We start from the raw sequence: 17,997 nt of genomic DNA, 5'->3' as shown, positions 1-17,997 counted from the left end.
CGCTGCCAGAAACAATAATAGCACTTTTGGACAGGTCGCAGCGATGCAAAGTGGCAAATTTGCGGGTTCTAAGGTGAATCGAGCCGTCGAATGTAGCAAAACGCGCGACAGTGGTTCACGGGGAAACCCCCCCGCCTTTTCCCGCGGCAGAAATAAGGCAGGGTTAACAGATCGGTGCCAATACGGAACCAATCGCGTCAAATGACCATAATTAACCCTGGGTCAGCGAACAGACCCGCGAATCAATGCTTCAAATTTTCGGAAATTTCGTTGGTACCGGTGGTCGGACTCGAACCGACACAACATTGCTGTCGGGGGATTTTGAATCCCCTGCGTCTACCATTCCGCCACACCGGCCAACGGGCGCGGTTTACCCCCGCGCGCAGGCCGCGTCAACGCCCCTCAAAGCCGTGTCGCACCAAAGGTCTCGCAAGGGGTCAGATCACCAGTTTTCTGGCCGTGCACAGACCCTGCCACCTCAACGGCATTCTTCGACAATCTGCACCGATCCTGCGTCTAGCCTGCATCCTTGAAACCTTGACCTGATCGCGCGCCCATGCCCTAAGGGGAAAAACAAAACGGGCCGAGCACCGATGATCCGCAAACTTTACGACTGGACACTGTCGCTGGTGGACACGCCGCATGCGCTTTGGGCGTTGGCGGCTGTTGCGTTCATCGAATCCTCGGTCTTTCCGATCCCGCCTGATGTGCTGATGATTCCGATGATCCTGGCCCGCCCCAACCGCGCGTTCCTGATTGCCGGTGTGGCCCTGGTCGCCTCTGTTCTGGGCGGCATCCTGGGCTATGCGATTGGTGCCTTCGCATTCGAAAGCATCGGTCAGCCCATTTTGCAAAGCCTTGGCAAGGCCGATTCAATGGCCGAATTCAACACGCGCTTCAACGATCTGGGGTTCTGGGCGGTGCTGGTCGCGGGGATCACACCCTTCCCCTACAAGGTCATCACGATCATGTCCGGCTGGACGGGGATGCCGCTGGCGACATTCGTCATCACATCCATAATCGCGCGGGGCTTGCGGTTCTTTGTCGTCGCCGCGCTGCTGTGGAAATTCGGCACACCAATTCGTGACTTTATCGAACGCCGCCTTGGGCTTGTGTTCACCCTGTTCTGCGTCCTACTGATCGGCGGATTCTTCCTGGTGAAATACATATGACCCGCAATTCCCTGATCTTTATCGCCGCTGGCGGCTCGTTTGCACTTCTTGCCGGGGCATTCCTGTTCCAGGCGATCGGTTATGCCCCCTGCCAGATGTGCCTTTGGCAACGCTGGCCCCACGCAGCGGCGATCATCATCGGCGCGCTGGTGCTGCTGGCCGGGTTTTCAGGGCGCATCTGGGCCTATCTGGGTGCACTGGCCGCCGCCACGACCGGCGGTCTTGGCATCTATCACACCGGCGTCGAACAGGACTGGTGGGACGGCCCGACCAGCTGCACCGGCGGCGGCAATCTGGGGTCGGGCGCTGATCTGCTGTCGCTTGATGGCCCGGCACTTGTGATGTGCGATCAGGTCTCGTTGTGGATTTTCGGGCTGTCGATGGCCAGCTGGAACGCGATTTTCTCGCTTGCATTGGTGGCCGTCTGGATCGTGGCCGCGCGCCGCTAACGCCCCGCGTCCTTTTAACGACCCCGCCCCGCACGCCGCGTCGACAGCAACAGGTTCGTTTCGCTGCGTGTCACCCCGTCGATGCGGCGGATGTCAAACAGCACCTTGTCCAGCGCCTCAAGCGTGCCGGTGCCGATTTCCACCACAAGATCCCATGCCCCGTTGGTCGAATGCACCGCCATGACCGCCACCATGCCCTGCAATGTGCGGGTGATCCGGTCTGCGCCGCGCCCTTCGATCCCCAACATCATGAGCCCGCGCACAGGGCTGGGGGCCACATCGCGGCGTGTCTGCACCGTAAAGCCCGCGATTTCCCCGCTTTGTTGCAACCGCGCCATGCGGGCACGCACCGTTGCACGGGTCACGCCAAGGTCAGCCGCCAGATCGGACAGAGGCGCGCGCCCGTCACGGCGCAGGGCGGCGATCAGCCCGATATCAAGATCATCCATTCCGATCACTTCTTATGTTCTGTTTGGTCAATAGCAACCCATTTCGCACAAATTGACGCCTGACACTACCACCATAACGGGTAAAACTCGGCCCATGGAAAACACACATTGCATACTTATCGGCGCACCCGTGGACTGTGGCAAACGCAATCGTGGCTGCCTGATGGGGCCTGACGCCTATCGCACAGCCGGTCTGGCCGAGGCGATTACAGGCCTTGGCCACACGGCCACGGACCTTGGCAACCTTGCCCCTGCCGACGTCCCCGAAACCACCACCCGCAATCCGCTGGTTTACAAGCTGGAAGAAAACATCGGCTGGACGAAAACCCTGTCGGCGGCCGCGCGCGATGCGGCCAAATCGGGCATGCCGATCTTTCTGGGCGGTGATCACGCGCTGTCGTTGGGCTCGGTCGCAGGGATGGCCGCCCACGCGGCTGACCAGAACCGGCCCCTGTTCGTGCTGTGGCTTGACGCGCACTCTGATTTCCACACGCCCGACAGCACCGACAGCGGCAACCTGCACGGCACGCCCGTGGGCTATGTGACAGGGCGCGACGGCTTTGATGCCTTCCCGCCCCTGCCCGCCGTGGTGCCCACTGAAAACGTTTGCATGATGGGCCTGCGCTCGGTGGATGATGCCGAACATGCCGCCCTTCAGGGCAGCGATGTGACCTACGTGGACATGCGCGCCATCGACGAGGGCGGGATCAAGGCGCCACTTTCCGAATTTCTTGCACGGGTCGCCGCGGCCAATGGCATGCTGCATGTGTCATTGGATGTGGATTTTCTTGACCCCTCCATCGCCCCCGCCGTCGGCACCACCGTTCCGGGCGGCGCGACCATGCGCGAGGCCCATCTGGTGATGGAGCTGCTGCATGACAGCGCGCTTGTAACCTCGCTCGACCTCGTCGAACTCAACCCGTTTCTTGATGATCGCGGGCGCACCGCATCCCTGATGGTCGATCTGACCGCCTCCCTGCTGGGACGGCGCATCTTTGACCGCCCCACCCGGAGCTTTACATGACAACGCCCTCCAAACTCGCTCTCGTGCCTTTCGTATCCGTCGATCACATGATGCAGCTGGTGCATTCCATCGGCATTCAGCAAATGCTGCGCGATCTGGCCGATTATATCGAGGCGGATTTCAAACGCTGGGAGCTGTTCGACAAAACCCCGCGTGTGGCCTCCCACTCGGCCGAAGGGGTGATCGAACTGATGCCCACCTCGGACGGCGAAGTCTACGGTTTCAAATACGTGAACGGCCACCCCAAGAACATGAAAGAAGGCCTGCAAACCGTTACGGCCTTTGGACTTTTGGCCAATGTGGGCAACGGCTATCCGGTGCTGCTGTCGGAAATGACGCTGCTGACCGGGCTGCGCACGGCGGCCACATCGGCGCTGGTCGGGCGCTATCTGGCCCCAAAGGGCGCGACGACCATGGCGATGATCGGCAATGGCGCGCAAAGCGAATTCCAGTGCTTGGCGTTTCAGGCGATCTGCGGGATCGACACCGTGCGCCTTTATGACATTGATTCCGCGGCGACGGAAAAATGCGCGCGAAATCTGGCCGGCTCCGGCCTTACCGTGATCCCCTGCACCACCCCCGAGGACGCGATGATGGGTGCGCAGATCATCACCACCTGCACCGCCGATAAACAATACGCAACGATCCTGACCGACAACATGGTCGGCGCCGGCGTGCACATCAACGCCATCGGCGGCGATTGCCCCGGCAAAACCGAACTTCACCGCGATATCCTGCTGCGCTCGGACATCTTTGTGGAATTTCCCGAACAGACCCGGATCGAGGGCGAAATCCAGCAGCTTGACCCCGATCACGCCGTGACCGAACTTTGGCAGGTCATGACCGGCACCGCCAAGGGGCGCACCGACGCGCGCCAGATCACCCTGTTCGACAGTGTCGGCTTTGCCGTCGAGGATTTCAGCGCCCTGCGCTACATCCGCGACAAGATCAAGGGCACGGCGTTTTACACCGATCTTGACATGCTCGCCGATCCCGACGATCCGCGCGATCTGTTCGGGATGCTGCTGCGGGCGCAATAACCCCTTCTTTTGTTCAAAAATACCTCCGGGGGGAGTCCGCGAGGACGGGGGGCAGCGCCCCCCAACCCCGCCCGCGTGCGGGGCGCAAGCGGCCTTGCCCATTGCACCCCATCCCTTGGGTCTGATATACCGCTGTTAACAAAATATAGCGGTTCAAGACCAGACAGGCGACTTACGTGAACGATACCCCGGAAACACCTGAAAACCCTGAAGAAAACACACCTGAACGGTATGTCTACGATGGGCCTTCGATCTCGATCACCGACGAGATGAAGACCTCCTATCTGGACTATGCGATGTCGGTGATCGTCAGCCGCGCGATTCCCGACCTGCGCGATGGGTTGAAACCGGTGCACCGGCGCATCCTTTTCGCCATGTCCGAGACCAACAACGCCCACGACAAACCCTATCGCAAATCGGCCCGTCCCGTGGGCGATGTGATGGGCCAATACCACCCGCATGGCGACTCTGCGATCTATGACGCATTGGTGCGGATGGCGCAGGATTTTTCCATGTCGCTGCCCTTGCTGGACGGCCAGGGCAACTTTGGCTCCATGGACGGCGATAACGCCGCCGCCATGCGCTATACCGAAGTGCGGATGGACAAACCCGCCGCCTATCTTCTGGCCGATATCGACAAGGACACCGTCGATTTCCAAGACAATTATGACGGCAAACAGCAGGAACCCACCGTCCTGCCCGCCCGTTTCCCCAATATGCTGGTCAATGGCGCAGGCGGCATCGCCGTGGGCATGGCGACCAATATTCCGCCCCACAATCTGGGCGAAGTCGTCGATGCAACGCTGGCCCTGATTGACCAGCCGGACCTGTCCAGCGAACAGTTGATCGACTATGTGCCCGGCCCCGATTTCCCCACCGGTGGCATCATGCTGGGCCGTTCCGGCGCGCGCAAAGCCTATCTGGAAGGGCGCGGCAGCGTCATCATCCGCTCGAAAACCCATATCGAGGAATTGCGCAAGGATCGCTGGGCCATCGTTATCGACGAAGTCCCCTATCAGGTCAACAAGGCCGCGATGATCGAAAAAATCGCCGAAGCTGCGCGCGAAAAGCGCATCGAAGGCATCGCCCATGTGCAGGATGAATCCGATCGCAACGGCGTGCGCGTGGTCGTCGAACTCAAACGCGATGCCACCGCCGAGGTGGTGCTGAACCAGTTGTTCCGCTTTACGCCGATGCAGACCAGTTTCGGCTGCAACATGCTGGCGCTGAATGGCGGACGCCCCGAAACGCTCACCCTGCGTCGTTTCCTGACCTGCTTCATCGACTTTCGCGAAGATGTGGTTGCGCGCCGCACCGCGTTCGAGTTGCGCAAGGCCCGCGAGCGCAGCCATATCCTGTGCGGTCTGGCCGTTGCCGTCACCAATATCGACGAAATCGTCGCCGCGATCCGGTCTTCTGCTGACGCGGCCGAAGCGCGCGAAAAACTGATGACGCGGCGCTGGCCCGCCCGCGACATCCTTGAATACATTGCCCTAATTGACGATCCGACCCATACGGCCAATGACGATGGCACCTATAACCTGTCGGAAACGCAGGCCCGTGCGATCCTTGATTTGCGCCTGCAACGTCTGACCCAGATCGGCGTCAAGGAAGTGACAGACGAATTGCAGGATCTGGCCGCGAAAATCCGCGAATACCTTGCGATCCTGTCATCCCGCGACCGCATCATGGACATCATCCGCACCGAGCTGGCCGAGGTGCGCGAACTGTTCGCCGTGCCGCGCCGCACCGAAATTGTCGACTGGTCAGGCGACATGGAAGACGAAGACCTGATCGAGCGCGAGGACATGGTCGTCACCGTCACATCGGGTGGCTATATCAAACGCACGGCCCTCGCTGATTTCCGCGCGCAGCGCCGCGGCGGCAAGGGTGTCGGCGGCATGGCCACCAAGGAAGAGGATGTGGTCACAACCCTGTTCGTGGCCAATACCCACACGCAGTTGCTGTTCTTTACGACCGACGGGATGGTTTACAAGCTGAAAACTTGGCGGTTGCCGCAGGGCTCGCGCACCTCAAAGGGCAAGGCGATCGTCAATATTCTGCCGATCCCGCCGGGTGTGTCGATTGCCGCCATCATGCCGGTGGACCGCGACGAAAAAGACTGGGACGACCTGCAGATCATGTTCGCCACATCTGCTGGAACTGTGCGCCGTAACCGGTTGTCAGACTTCACTAATGTCAAATCAAACGGCAAGATCGCCATGAAGTTCGAGGATGATCACGCTGACACCAAACTGATCAACGCGCGCATTTGCAGCGACGATGACGATGTGATGCTAACCACGGATTCGGGCCGTGCGATCCGCTTCCGCACCACCGATGTGCGGGTGTTCAACAGCCGCGCGTCCGTGGGTGTGCGCGGGATCCGGCTGAACGGCGATGACACGGTTGTCTCCATGTCGGTGATCCGCCACTTCGAGGCCGATCCGGCGGAACGTGCCGCTTACCTCAAGATGCGCCGCGCCATGGCCGGTTTGGCCGATGACGCCGAAAACGAAGACGAGGAAGACGCGCCAGCCGGTGCGATTTCCCCCGACCGCTACGCCGAAATGTCGGCCGCTGAAAACCTGATCCTTACAATCACCGCCGGTGGCGCGGGCAAGCTGTCGTCAAGCCACGACTACCCCCTGCGCGGGCGTGGCGGCATGGGCGTGATGGCGATGGACAAGGCGATGCGCGGCGGTGCCTTGGTCGCCTCCTTCCCTGTGGAACTGGACGACCAGATCATGCTGGCCACCTCCAAGGGCCAGTCGATCCGCGTGCCTGTGGAGGGCATCAGCTTCCGTTCGCGCAGCGCGGGTGGGGTCAAGGTGTTTGACACAGGTAAGGGCGAAGTGGTCGTATCCGTTGCCTGGATCGCCGAACAGGGCGACGAGGACGAAGGCGCGGACCCGGTCGAATAACACAACAAAGTGTAAACCCGCCCTTTCAAACCGCATCATCCAAAGCTATCGGTGGCGTCATGACACAAGAGCTCCACATCGTCGGCGGCGGCATGGCCGGATCCGAAGCCGCATGGCAAGCCGCCAACGCGGGCATTCAGGTCGTGATCCATGAAATGCGCCCCAAGGTCGCAACCTTTGCCCACCGGACCGGCAATCTGGCAGAGATGGTCTGTTCCAATTCCTTCCGCTCGGACGACAATGAACAAAACGCAGTGGGCCTGCTGCATTGGGAAATGCGCGCCGCTGGCGGGATCATCATGGCCACGGCCGATCAGCATAAACTGCCCGCTGGTGGTGCGCTGGCGGTTGATCGTGATCCCTTTGCCGAAACCGTCACGGCGACCTTAACCGCGCACCCTAACATATCGGTTTCATACGAGGAAATTGATGCGCTGCCGGACGATGGCCAGTGGATTATCGCCACAGGTCCGCTGACATCGGGCAAGCTGGCAGATGCCATTGCCGCCGAAACCGGTGCCGAAGCACTGGCGTTTTTCGACGCCATCGCCCCGATCATCTATCACGACAGCATCAACATGGATGTGGCGTGGATGCAAAGCCGCTATGACAAGGGCGACACCGAGGACGAGCGCACAGCCTATCTGAACTGCCCGATGACCAAGGCCGATTACGAAGGTTTTATTGATGCCTTGCTGGCCGCTGAAAAAACCGAATTCAAAGAGGGCGAAACCGCTGGCTATTTTGATGGCTGCCTGCCGATCGAGGTCATGGCCGAAAGGGGCCGCGAGACCCTGCGTTTCGGGCCGATGAAACCGGTTGGCCTGACCAATGCGCACGATCCCGAAAACAAGCCCTACGCCGTAGTGCAACTGCGCCGCGACAATGCGTTGGGGACGCTTTACAATATCGTCGGCTTTCAGACCAAGATGAAGTATGGCGCGCAAATCGATGTTCTCAAACGCATTCCAGGACTGGAGAATGCGAATTTTGCCCGTCTTGGGGGTATTCATCGCAACACGTTTCTGAATTCACCCACCTTGCTGGATGACCAGATGCGCCTGAAATCGCGCCCTAATATCCGGTTCGCGGGCCAGATCACCGGCGTTGAAGGCTATGTTGAATCGGCGGCCATGGGCCTGCTTGCAGGGCGCCTGGCAACCGCCGAATTGCGCGGCGAAACGCTGCCACCCGTCCCTGACACAACAGCGACCGGCGCACTTGTCACCCACATCACCGGCGGGGCAGATGCCAAGACGTTCCAGCCGATGAACGTCAATTTCGGGCTGTTTCCCGCTGTCGAGGGGCTTAAATCGGGCCGTCGCGGACGCAAGGACCGCTACAAGGCCTATACCGACCGCGCCAAGACCGACTGGCAAGCCTGGCTTGCCCAAGGTGCGTAACCCGCGCTAGCCTTGAAACATGGCAGACGACACTTTGAACACCAAACTCTGGAAACCCCGCTCGGTCGAGGACACCATCGCGATCTATCGCGACTGGGCGGCCGACTATGACGCCGATGTGCTTGGCTCGGGCTATGTGACGCCGACGCGTGCGGCCAGTGCCCTTGGTCCGCTGATGGATGTGACGCGACCGGTGCTGGATTTCGGCTGTGGCACGGGGTTGTCGGGTATGGCCTTGGCGCAAGCGGGTTTTACCACGATCGACGGCACTGACATCACGCCGGAAATGTTGGCCCTGGCGCAGCAAAAAGGGATTTACCGCAAGCTGTTCGCGGGCACACCAGGTGCGCTTGACGTGGCGCGCGGAAGCTATGATGCGATTCTCGCTGCCGGTGTGGTCAGCCTTGGTGCGGCCCCGCCCGATACGCTTGATTTGCTGATCGACGCATTGGATGCCGGCGGGTTGCTGGCGTTTTCGTTCAACGACCCGACGCTGGCCGATTCACGCTATACCGATCACCTTGCCCGCCTTTTGGCGGCGGGAACGGTCAGCGAGGTCCACCGCGATCATGGCCCGCACCTGCCTGACAAGGGCATGGGATCGGACGTGATCGTGCTGCGCCGTTCATGATCACCCGCTTTGCGCCCTCGCCCACGGGGCCGCTGCATCTGGGGCATGCCTATAGCGCCCTTCTGGCCCATGACATGGCGCGCGACGGCACGTTCCTGCTGCGGATCGAAGACATCGACCAGACCCGCGCGCGTCCGGAATGGGAGGCGCAGATCTATGACGACCTACGCTGGTTGGGGCTGACATGGCCAACCCCTGTGATGCGCCAGTCCGACAGGCTGGCCCAGTATCACGACAGGCTGAACTGGATGTGGGACAACGGGTATGTCTTTGCCTGCACTTGCTCGCGGCGGGATGTTCTGGCGGCGATGGCCGCCCCGCAAGAGGGCATGCTGGTGCTGACCGGTCCCGACGGGTTGATCTATCCGGGCATCTGCCGCCCGGCCTGCCCGCAAGATACGCCCATGCCCACCGATCGCGCCCTGCGCCTGTGGCTGGAACGCGCCCTGCGTGACCTGACCACACCGTTCACATTTACCGAAACCGGCAAAGGCCCGGACGGCGAAACCGGCGCGATCTCCTTTGGCGCAGACGAAGCCCTCGCCAGCATCGGTGACGTTGTCCTGTCACGCCGCGACATGGGCACGTCCTATCACCTTTCTGTGGTGCTTGATGACGCGGCCCAGGGCATCACCCATATCGTGCGCGGCCAGGATCTGTTCGCAGCAACGAAAATCCATGTGATCCTGCAACGGCTGCTGGGCTTGCCGACACCAATCTATCACCATCACAGGCTGATCCGCGATGATCAGGGCCGCCGACTTGCCAAACGTGACGATGCGCGCGCCCTGTCGAAATACCGCGCCGAAGGGGCCAGCCCCGGGGACATCCGCCAGATGGTCGGGCTCTGACGCTCCCGGCTTCATCTTGGCCAATACAACTCAATCCGCGCTTTCGGCCATCGGTGCCATCAGTTCGGTTTCACCATCCATGACGGATGTATAAAAACAGGACCGCCGGTGCGTGTGGCAGGCCGGGCCTGTCTGGCGCACCACGGCCAGCAGGCAGTCGCGGTCACAATCAACGCGCAGATCCACCAGATCCTGCGTATGTCCCGATGTTTCGCCCTTGATCCAGAACGCCCCGCGGGATCGCGACCAATAGGTGACACGCCCCGTTGCCAGCGTTTGCGCCACCGCCTGCGCGTTCATCCAGGCCATCATCAGCACTTCGCCGCTTTGGTCTTGGGCAATACAGGGGATCAGGCCGGCGTCATTATATGTCAGCGTTGCGGGATCAAAGGTCATGGCGGGATTTCCTTTTGCGATTACCGGCCCTATCTAGGGGGCAAGAAACGAAAGGGCAAACCCCGTGGCCGACCAGGACATGATCAAACTCTATTCCGCGCGGATTCTGGCGTTGGCGGCGGATATGCCCCACACCACACGCCTGCCTGCGCCGATGGGCAGCGCAACAAAGCGCGCACCGCTGTGCGGCTCAACCGTGACGGTGGACATCGCCCTGACGGATGGCAGGATCAGCGCTTATGGACAAGACGTGAAGGCCTGCGCCTTGGGCCAGGCGGCCGCGGCGGTGATTGGTGCGGTGATCATCGGACTGGACGCAGCAACGGTGCAAAAGGGGCGTGATGAACTGGCGGCAATGCTGAAATCCGGCGGCCCCGTGCCTGCCGCGCCTTTTGACGGGCTGGAAGTGCTGCAACCGGCGGCAGACTACAAGAACCGCCATGGTTCGATCCTGCTGGCATTCGATGCCACACTTGATGCGATCAAGAGCATGAACAACGCCTGACAACCCCCTGCCACAAAATAAAAAACCGCCGCCATCCGGGACAGGATGGCGGCGGCAGGTTAAGCGTTTCCGTGTGGGACCCGATGACCCTTTTCAGAGGAGGCAATCTCTGGACAGGCAGTGTGGTTCATATCTTGTGTTGGGACAGGTTGACATGAATGGGGATCGGCACGGAGCGCAGGCAGGTCAGACCAGTCCGGGCAGGGACAGTCCGACAAACAGGATCACAACCAAAGACAGGGCACCGATTGCGTCGGAAATGATCGTATCTTGCGACCGTGCGATCACGTTCTTGATCTCTTTCGCCATATTGGTGTCTCCTGCGGTTGTTCTCTTTGTTGCATCTTTGTTCTCATATCATTAACCATGACGCAAGAACTTTTTAAGAACATTTGAGAACAAAATGCGCAGAAATGCGCTAACCCACTGATATCAAACGAATAGCTTTGTCCTGTTCCATCAGCCACAAAAGCACCCGCGCCGCCTTGCCGCGCGGTGTGTCCAGTGTCGGGTCGTCGTGCAACAGCTTGCGCGCATCGGTTTGCGCCAGTTCCATCAGTGCGGCTTGGCGTTCCAGATCGGCGATGCGGAACCGTGGCAGGCCCGATTGCGCGGTGCCGATCACATCCCCTGCCCCGCGCATGGCCAAATCTTCTTCAGAGATACGAAACCCGTCCTCGGTTTCGCGCAGGATTTCCAGCCGTCGCTTGCCGCTTTCGCTCAGCGGGTTCTGATACATTAGAAGGCAGGTTGATTGCGCCGCCCCGCGCCCGACCCGGCCACGCAGCTGGTGCAACTGGGCCAGCCCGAACTTTTCGGCGCGTTCGATCACCATGATGCTGGCATTGGGCACGTTCACGCCGACCTCGATCACCGTGGTGGCGACCAGCACTTTGGTCTCGCCGCCCACAAACCGCGCCATCGCCGCGTCTTTTTCGGCAGGTGGCATTTGCCCGTGCACCAGCCCGACCAGTCCTTCGCCAAGGGCGGCGCGCAACTGTTTGAACCGTTCGGTCGCGGCCGTCATGTCGCTGACCTCGGATTCCTCGACCAGGGGGCAAACCCAATAGCACTGCCGCCCTTCGGCCACCGCGGCGCGCAAGCGGTCCACCACCGCATCCATCTTGGCGGTGCTGACCAGCGCGGTCGTTACCGGCGTGCGACCGGGCGGTTTTTCGTCTAGCACCGACACATCCATATCGCCGTATTGCGCCAGTGACAGGGACCGCGGGATCGGCGTGGCCGTCATCACCAACACATCGGCCAGTGCGCCCTTGGCGCCCAGCTCCATGCGTTGCGACACGCCAAAACGGTGCTGTTCATCAATCACCGCAAGGCGCAGATCGTGAAAGTGAACGTCCTTTTGAAACACTGCATGGGTTCCCACAAGGATGTGAATATCGCCGCTGGCAAGGGCGGCCAGTTTCGCGGCGCGTTCGCTGCCCTTGTCGCGCCCTGTCAGGATTTCCAGCACCACGCCCGCATCGTCCGCGAGCGGGCGCAGCCCCTCAAGGTGTTGACGCGCAAGGATTTCTGTCGGGGCCATCATCACGCCCTGCCCGCCCGATTCAACCGCCGCCAGCAGCGCCAACAGCGCCACGAGCGTCTTGCCCGACCCCACATCGCCTTGCAGCAGCCGGTTCATGCGCTGCTTCGCGGCCATATCGGCCCCGATTTCAGCCACCGCGCGGGTCTGCGCGTCGGTGGGTTTATAGGGCAATGCGGCCAGCACCTTTTGTTGCAAGAATCCGGTGCCGGGGCTGGGCCGCCCCTTGCCGCGCCGCAGGGTCGCGCGTGCCAGTGCCAGTGTCATCTGATGGGCCAGCAGTTCATCATAGGCAAGACGTTGGCGCGCGGGGTCGGTCGGGGCCAGATGCACGCTATCTTCGGGCGCATGCGCGGCCGCAAGTGCGCTGTGCCAATCGGGCCAGTTTTCGCGCGCTTTCAGGGCCGGATCAATCCATTCCTGCAGCATCGGCGCCATGTTCACGGCGGCGCGCGTGGCCTTGAACATCAGTTTCTGGGTGATGCCGGCGGTCAGCGGATAGACCGGTTCAAAGGCCGGAATGTGCGCGCCCTCGTCCAGCGGCAACACATGATCGGGGTGGACCATCTGCGCCACGCCGTCGAACAGTTCGACCTTGCCCGAAATCAGCCGCCGCTGCCCAGTGGGCAGCAATTTGCGCACGTAATCCCCGTGTGCGTGAAAGAAAACCAGCTGAAAGCTGGTCTGCGCATCCGCGACCGTCACACGGTAAGGGCGGCCACGGGCCGCGGGGGCCGCATGCTGGCCCACGGTCACTTCGACGGTGACGGTCGCAGGGGCAATCACATCGCGGATGCTGGCGCGGCGTCGGCGATCCACACCGGAATGGGGCAGCGTGAACAACAAATCGCGTGGCCGTTCGATGTGCATTTGCGCGAATGTCTGGGCGGTTTTCGGGCCGACACCATCGAGTGTCTGCAATTCGCCAAACAGCGGCCAAAGGGGTTCGGGGCGGCCCGTCATGCGTCACCGATCAGGGTCAGCCAGCCGTCCTCGTCCAGCGTTTCAATGCCCAGATCAGCGGCCTTTTTCGCCTTTGATCCGGCCCCCGGCCCCGCGACCAGCAGATCGGTTTTCGCGCTGACCGATCCGGCCACTTTCGCGCCAAGGGATTCCGCGCGCGCCTCGGCCTCGGCGCGGGTCATTTTTTCCAATGATCCGGTAAACACCACGGTTTTGCCGGCAACGGGACTATCGCTGGTCGGGCGCGCGGCGGCTTGCACTTCCAGTTGCGCAACAAGGCGGTCGATGCTCGCGCGCTCGGCCTTTTGTTGCAGGGTCGTGATCACCGATTGCGCCAGCACCGCGCCAACCCCGTCGATATTCATCAGGTCGTCCCAAGCGGCACCTTGCCCGATTTCGGCCTGCGTCAGCGCGGTTTCAAAGGCGTCCCACGTGCCGAAATGCGTGGCCAGCAGTTTGGACACCTGTTCTCCCACATGCCGGATACCAAGGCCGAAAATCAGCCGGTGCAGCGGGATCTTGCGGCGTTCATCAATCGCATCAAACAGGTTGGCGGCACTCTTGTCGCCCCAGCCCTCGCGGTTTTTCAGCTGCTGCATGCCGGACCCGAACCGATCACGCAGGGTGAAAATATCGGCGGGTTCGCGCACCCAGCCGTCAGTGTAGAACTGCTCGACCTGTTTCGCGCCAAGTCCTTCGATGTCAAATGCGCCGCGCGACACGAAATGTTTCAGCTTTTCTACAGCCTGCGCGGGGCAGATCAGCCCGCCGGTGCAACGGCGCACGGCGTCGCCTTCCTCGCGGATCGCCTCGCTCCCGCAATCGGGGCAGATGTGGGGAAATTCATAGGGTTCAGCATCGGCGGGGCGTTTGGACAGGTCCACATCGGCGACTTTCGGGATCACGTCACCGGCGCGGTACACCTGCACCCAGTCACCAATGCGGATGTCCTTACCGCCGCGAATTTCTTCGCCCTTGTTGCCACGACCGGCGATGTAATCCTCGTTATGCAGGGTTGCGTTGGATACGACGACCCCGCCGACCGTCACAGGTTTCAGGCGCGCGACAGGCGACAGCGCGCCAGTGCGCCCGACCTGAATGTCGATGGCTTCGAGCGTGGTCCACGCCAGTTCGGCGGGGAATTTATGGGCAATGGCCCAGCGGGGCGTGGTGGAGCGGAACCCGAGGCGGCGTTGCAGATCAAGGTCGTTCACCTTGTAAACGACACCGTCGATGTCATAGCCAAGGGTGGCGCGCTGTTCTTCGATCTGGCGGTAATGGGCAATCATCGCATCGGGGCCGTCACACAGCGTGGTTAGCGGATTGGTGACAAATCCAAGGCTGGCAAGCCTGTCGATTGCGCCTTTTTGCGTGTCCGACAGCGGCGCGGACAGGTCGCCCCAGGCATAGGCAAAGAACCGCAGCGGGCGCGCACGGGTGATGGCCGGGTCAAGCTGGCGCAGGGATCCGGCGGCGGCGTTGCGCGGGTTGGCGAATGTCTTGCCGCCGGTTGCGGCTTGGCGGTCGTTCAAGGCCGCGAAATCATCATGCGACATGTAAACCTCGCCGCGCACTTCGATGATATCGGGCGCACCGGTCAGGGTTTGCGGGATGTCGGCAACCGTGCGCGCGTTGGCGGTCACGTCCTCGCCCACGGCCCCGTCGCCACGCGTTGCGGCACTGACCAGCGCGCCGTTTTCATAGCGCAGGGACAGGGACAGCCCGTCTATTTTCGGCTCGGCAGTGTAGGACAGGGGCGCGTCATGGCCCAGAAACTTGCGCACACCGGCGTCAAATTCGGCAACCTCCGCGTCCGCAAAGGCATTGCCCAGCGAAAGCATCGCGATTTTGTGGGTGATCTTGCCGAACCCCTGGGCGGGTGCGGCACCGACCTGATCACTGGGGCTGTCGGCGCGTTTCAATCCGGGAAAGCGCGCCTCGATCGCCGTGTTACGCTGTTTGAGCGCATCATAGTCGGCGTCAGACAGGTCGGGGGCGTCCTGCCCGTGATAGGCGGTGTTGGCCTGCGCCAAGACATCCGCCAGCCGCGCCAGTTCGGCGCGCGCCTGACTTTCGGTCAGGTCGGCAACGGCGATTTCAGCCAGTGACTGGGTATCAGACAAACGAAACCCCTACCCTTGTGTTATCATCCAACCCAAGTGATAGGGGTGCGTCCCCAGCGCGTCCAGTCCGTGAGTGGTGGGCGTGTTGGTAATTTTGTCAGGCGCCGATGGCGATCCTTTCGGCATCCATTCCCGCAGGCTGCGGATCGCGCAGCACATAGCCGCGCCCCCAGACCGTTTCGATATAGTTATCGCCGCCCGTTGCCACGCTCAGCTTTTTGCGCAGCTTGCAAATGAAGACGTCGATGATTTTCAGTTCCGGTTCGTCCATGCCGCCATACAGATGGTTGAGGAACATTTCCTTGGTCAGGGTCGTGCCCTTGCGCAACGAAAGCAGTTCAAACATCTGGTATTCCTTACCGGTCAGATGCACGGGCTGGCCGCCCACTTCGACGGTCTTGGCATCCAGGTTCACGCCGATCTGGCCAGTCTTGATGATTGACTGCGCATGCCCCTTGGAGCGGCGGATGATCGCGTGAATGCGTGCGACCAGTTCTTCGCGGTGGAAGGGTTTGGTCATGTAGTCATCCGCGCCAAAGCCAAAGCCCTTGAGTTTGCTTTCGGTGCCGTCATCGCCCGACAGGATCAGGATCGGCGTGTCGATCCGCGCAAGGCGCAACTGGCGCAGCACCTCGTGGCCGTTCATGTCGGGCAGATTGATATCAAGAAGGATCAGGTCGTAATCATACAGTTTTGCAAGATCGATCCCCTCCTCTCCCAAGTCCGTGGCATAGACGTTCAGATTGGCATGGGTCAGCATCAGTTCGATGCTTTTGGACATGGTAGGGTCATCTTCGACCAGCAAAACGCGCATTTTAAGTGTCTCCGCTATTCCTTCATCACGGTCACACTAGAACACGAATGGTTAATCACACGTTACCGGACAGAAAGAAGTTGGCACAGCAACCTAGGGTTGTCTATATTTTTGTAGCGCGGTGGTGCGCAAAGCCGCTTCGCCGTGTTGCGTAACTGCCGTTTCCCATTCACAAAATTCGTCCTCGGACAGGCCATAGGTCGATTTGGCCGTGTCGCGCGAAATCAGCCCCGCGATCACTGCCCTTACCACGGCCGCCTTGCGCGAGGCGACCCAGCGGCGCGTATCGGGCTTTGGCAAATCACCATGCGTCATCGTCGTTCCGTCCGGTAAGGTCACGGCGCGCGGGCCGTCTATCTTTTTCAAATACATGTCTCACACCCCTATGTGACTGGTTGTGGAGGCACTTTGGCGGTTTGGTCTTAACGGGGGGTGAAACGCGCCCTTGAGAATAGGTTGGATTTTCCTATATTCCGACAGAGCTGCCCAATTGGAAATCCGATGCCCCTTGATCGCGCCCTGAACTCGCTTGGCTTTGCCAAGGCCCCTGCTGACACCCGCGTGGTTGTAGCGATGTCGGGCGGCGTGGATTCATCCGTTGTCGCGGCGATGCTGGCCGAAGAAGGCTATGACGTGGTCGGCGTGACGCTCCAGCTTTATGATCACGGGGCGGCCCTGGCCAAAAAGGGCGCGTGTTGCGCGGGCCGCGATATCCATGATGCGCGCCGCGTGGCCGAGGACATGGGCTTTCCCCACTACGTTCTGGATTATGAAAACGTGTTCAAGGACGCGGTGATTGACGAATTTGCCGACAGTTATCTGGCGGGCGCGACGCCTGTGCCCTGTATCCGCTGCAATGAGCGGGTCAAATTCAAGGACCTGCTGAACACCGCCAAGGATCTGGACGCCGATTGCATGGCCACGGGCCACTATATCCAGCGCATGATCGGCGATCACGGGCCGGAACTGCACAGCGCGGCGGACCCGACCAAGGACCAAAGCTATTTCCTGTTTTCGACAACGCCGGAACAGCTGGATTATCTGCGCTTTCCGCTGGGCCATCATGCCTCCAAGGACGAGACCCGTGCGCTGGCGCGCAAATACGGGCTGGCGCTGGCGGACAAGCCCGACAGTCAGGACATCTGTTTTGTCCCCAACGGCAACTACGCCAGCGTCATCGAAAAACTGCGCCCCGGTGCGGCAGAACCGGGTGATATCGTCGATGTGGGCGGGAACGTGCTGGGCCAGCACAACGGTGTGCTGCACTATACCATCGGGCAACGGCGCGGGCTTGGCATCGGCGGGCTGGCCGATCCGCTTTATGTGGTCAAGCTGGATGTGGACGCGCGCCATGTGATTGTCGGCCCCAAGGACCTGCTGGCAACCCGCACCGTGCCTGTGCGCGAAATCAACTGGCTGGGTGATGGCGGGTTTGCAGACCTGTCCGAGCGTCAGATCAGCGTGAAGGTGCGCTCGACCAAACCCCCGACCGAGGCGATTTTGCGGCCCCTGTCAGACACCACGGCCGAAGTGGAACTGATGGTCGCCGAAGAAGGTGTCTCGCCCGGGCAGGCCTGCGTGTTCTATGAAACCAGCAGCAGTCGCATCCTTGGCGGCGGCTGGATCTGGCGCGGCGCGTGACAAATCCTTTTGCAGGATTTGGGACAGAGTTTCGTGGAAACTCTGGGTGTTGAAACAGTAACGAAA

General features: G+C 61.0%; 17 protein-coding genes and 1 tRNA gene. 10 read left to right on the top strand and 8 right to left on the bottom strand.

Annotated features, from left to right (window positions below):
- Positions 1-271 precede the first annotated feature (271 nt).
- Positions 272-357: transfer RNA gene (locus SJY21_RS01865), tRNA-Leu, on the bottom strand.
- Positions 358-593: 236 nt separating this feature from the next.
- Here SJY21_RS01865 and SJY21_RS01860 point away from each other — a divergent pair.
- Positions 594-1,172, top strand: a complete 579-nt coding sequence (locus SJY21_RS01860; protein ID WP_377505364.1) for a YqaA family protein — start codon at positions 594-596, stop codon at positions 1,170-1,172.
- The gene (locus SJY21_RS01855; protein WP_377505361.1) at positions 1,169-1,621 is read left to right on the top strand and encodes a disulfide bond formation protein B; all 453 of its coding nucleotides are present in this window, start codon (positions 1,169-1,171) and stop codon (positions 1,619-1,621) included. Before SJY21_RS01860 ends, SJY21_RS01855 begins: the two co-directional genes overlap by 4 nt.
- Positions 1,622-1,635: 14 nt before the next feature.
- Here SJY21_RS01855 and SJY21_RS01850 read toward each other — a convergent pair whose 3' ends face one another.
- The gene (locus SJY21_RS01850) at positions 1,636-2,070 is read right to left on the bottom strand and encodes an Lrp/AsnC family transcriptional regulator (RefSeq protein ID WP_377505358.1); all 435 of its coding nucleotides are present in this window, start codon (positions 2,068-2,070) and stop codon (positions 1,636-1,638) included.
- Positions 2,071-2,164: 94 nt separating this feature from the next.
- On the opposite strand from SJY21_RS01850, the gene rocF reads away from it, so the two are divergent.
- The 6 genes from rocF to gluQRS all read left to right on the top strand — a co-directional run bounded on the left by rocF (position 2,165) and on the right by gluQRS (position 9,943).
- Positions 2,165-3,094: an arginase gene (rocF, locus tag SJY21_RS01845; protein ID WP_377505355.1), complete on the top strand. Its 930-nt coding sequence runs from the start codon at positions 2,165-2,167 to the stop codon at positions 3,092-3,094.
- Complete coding sequence (locus SJY21_RS01840; RefSeq protein ID WP_377505353.1) at positions 3,091-4,134, top strand: ornithine cyclodeaminase; 1,044 nt, start codon at positions 3,091-3,093, stop codon at positions 4,132-4,134. Before rocF ends, SJY21_RS01840 begins: the two co-directional genes overlap by 4 nt.
- 176 nt (positions 4,135-4,310) lie before the next feature.
- Positions 4,311-7,058, top strand: a complete 2,748-nt coding sequence (gyrA, locus tag SJY21_RS01835; protein ID WP_377505351.1) for a DNA gyrase subunit A — start codon at positions 4,311-4,313, stop codon at positions 7,056-7,058.
- Positions 7,055-8,461 carry a methylenetetrahydrofolate--tRNA-(uracil(54)-C(5))-methyltransferase (FADH(2)-oxidizing) TrmFO gene (trmFO, locus tag SJY21_RS01830; protein WP_377513106.1) on the top strand — a complete coding sequence of 469 codons (1,407 nt, stop codon included), beginning with the start codon at positions 7,055-7,057 and terminating at the stop codon, positions 8,459-8,461. Before gyrA ends, trmFO begins: the two co-directional genes overlap by 4 nt.
- Before the next feature lie 19 nt (positions 8,462-8,480).
- Complete coding sequence (locus tag SJY21_RS01825; protein ID WP_377505348.1) at positions 8,481-9,092, top strand: class I SAM-dependent DNA methyltransferase; 612 nt, start codon at positions 8,481-8,483, stop codon at positions 9,090-9,092.
- Positions 9,089-9,943, top strand: coding sequence for a tRNA glutamyl-Q(34) synthetase GluQRS (gene gluQRS / locus SJY21_RS01820; RefSeq protein WP_377505345.1), 855 nt, complete (start codon positions 9,089-9,091; stop codon positions 9,941-9,943). The genes SJY21_RS01825 and gluQRS overlap by 4 nt, the downstream gene beginning before the upstream one ends.
- A 30-nt stretch (positions 9,944-9,973) precedes the next feature.
- On the opposite strand, the gene hisI is transcribed toward gluQRS, so the two are convergent.
- On the bottom strand, positions 9,974-10,339 hold the full coding sequence (hisI, locus tag SJY21_RS01815) for a phosphoribosyl-AMP cyclohydrolase (protein ID WP_377505342.1): 366 nt from the start codon (positions 10,337-10,339) through the stop codon (positions 9,974-9,976).
- A gap of 79 nt (positions 10,340-10,418) precedes the next feature.
- Between hisI and SJY21_RS01810 the strand changes: the two genes are divergently transcribed.
- Positions 10,419-10,844, top strand: a complete 426-nt coding sequence (locus SJY21_RS01810) for an iron-sulfur cluster assembly scaffold protein (protein WP_377513104.1) — start codon at positions 10,419-10,421, stop codon at positions 10,842-10,844.
- A 186-nt stretch (positions 10,845-11,030) separates the two neighbouring features.
- Here the strand turns inward: SJY21_RS01810 and SJY21_RS01805 are convergent, their stop codons facing one another.
- The 5 genes from SJY21_RS01805 to SJY21_RS01785 form a co-directional block, all read right to left on the bottom strand.
- Positions 11,031-11,153 (bottom strand): hypothetical protein, encoded by a 123-nt coding sequence (locus tag SJY21_RS01805; protein WP_377505339.1) that lies wholly within the window; start codon positions 11,151-11,153, stop codon positions 11,031-11,033.
- Between the two features lie 109 nt (positions 11,154-11,262).
- The gene (gene recG, locus SJY21_RS01800) at positions 11,263-13,353 is read right to left on the bottom strand and encodes an ATP-dependent DNA helicase RecG (RefSeq protein WP_377505336.1); all 2,091 of its coding nucleotides are present in this window, start codon (positions 13,351-13,353) and stop codon (positions 11,263-11,265) included.
- Positions 13,350-15,476 (bottom strand): NAD-dependent DNA ligase LigA, encoded by a 2,127-nt coding sequence (ligA, locus tag SJY21_RS01795; protein WP_377505334.1) that lies wholly within the window; start codon positions 15,474-15,476, stop codon positions 13,350-13,352. The genes recG and ligA overlap by 4 nt, the downstream gene beginning before the upstream one ends.
- Positions 15,477-15,573: 97 nt before the next feature.
- Positions 15,574-16,290 (bottom strand): response regulator transcription factor CtrA, encoded by a 717-nt coding sequence (gene ctrA, locus SJY21_RS01790; RefSeq protein WP_377505331.1) that lies wholly within the window; start codon positions 16,288-16,290, stop codon positions 15,574-15,576.
- A 93-nt stretch (positions 16,291-16,383) separates the two neighbouring features.
- Positions 16,384-16,662, bottom strand: a complete 279-nt coding sequence (locus SJY21_RS01785; protein WP_377505328.1) for a DUF1153 domain-containing protein — start codon at positions 16,660-16,662, stop codon at positions 16,384-16,386.
- Between the two features lie 129 nt (positions 16,663-16,791).
- Here SJY21_RS01785 and mnmA point away from each other — a divergent pair, with 129 nt between their 5' ends.
- Positions 16,792-17,931 (top strand): tRNA 2-thiouridine(34) synthase MnmA, encoded by a 1,140-nt coding sequence (gene mnmA / locus SJY21_RS01780; RefSeq protein WP_377505325.1) that lies wholly within the window; start codon positions 16,792-16,794, stop codon positions 17,929-17,931.
- Positions 17,932-17,997: the final 66 nt, after the last annotated feature.

This window comes from Octadecabacter sp. R77987 (genome assembly GCF_042466115.1).
Classification (GTDB): domain Bacteria; phylum Pseudomonadota; class Alphaproteobacteria; order Rhodobacterales; family Rhodobacteraceae; genus SW4.
The sequence above is the reverse complement of the archived record's forward strand: the minus strand, read 5'-3'. Positions and strand labels throughout refer to the sequence as shown.